The sequence below is a fragment of the Rhizobium sp. 01T437 genome (assembly GCF_056398505.1).
In genome coordinates this window covers 1-689 of record NZ_JBFTPM010000068.1, presented here as the reverse complement: position 1 = coordinate 689, position 689 = coordinate 1, and the positions used below count along the sequence as shown (strand labels likewise).

At 61.5% G+C, this 689-nt stretch carries 1 protein-coding gene; it reads left to right on the top strand.

Annotation, left to right across the window (positions count from 1 at the left end; all coding sequences use genetic code 11):
• On the top strand, positions 1-641 hold a 641-nt coding region (locus AC1DM5_RS36515; RefSeq protein ID WP_477976946.1), incomplete at its 5' end, for an electron transfer flavoprotein subunit beta/FixA family protein.
• Positions 642-689 lie beyond the last annotated feature (48 nt).

Genomic DNA, 689 nt, shown 5'->3' with positions numbered 1-689 from the left:
TTTCGGTTGAGGAGGCCCTTCGCCTGAAGGAAGCCGGCAAGGCCGAGGAAGTGGTCGTCGTCTCGATCGGCCCGGCCAAGGCCGAGGAAACTTTGCGCACCGCGCTCGCCATGGGCGCCGACCGCGCCATCCTCGTCGAAACCGATGACACTGTCGAGCCGCTCGCAGTCGCAAAGATCCTCAAGGGTGTTGCAGACGCTGAAAAGCCGGGCCTCATCATTGTCGGCAAGCAGGCAATCGACGATGATAGCAACCAGACCGGCCAGATGCTTGCAGCCCTTCTCGGCTCCGCCCAGGCGACCTTCGCCTCCAAGGTCGAGATCGACGGCGCCGGAGAATCTGCAACGGCGACGGTCACCCGTGAGATCGACGGCGGCCTGCAGACCATCAAGGTCAAACTTCCGGCCGTCGTGACGACCGACTTGCGCTTGAACGAGCCGCGCTACGCAACGCTGCCGAACATCATGAAGGCGAAGAAGAAGCCGCTCGACAAGAAGAGCCCGGCTGATTTCGGCGTTTCCACCGCGCCGCGCCTCAAGGTGCTGAAGACGGAAGAACCATCCGGCCGCAAGGCAGGCGTGAAGGTGAAATCGGTCGCCGAGCTTGTCGACAAGCTCAAGAACGAAGCCGGCGTACTCTGAGATCTGGAAAGGGAGAACACGATAATGGCCATTCTTCTTCTGGCTGAC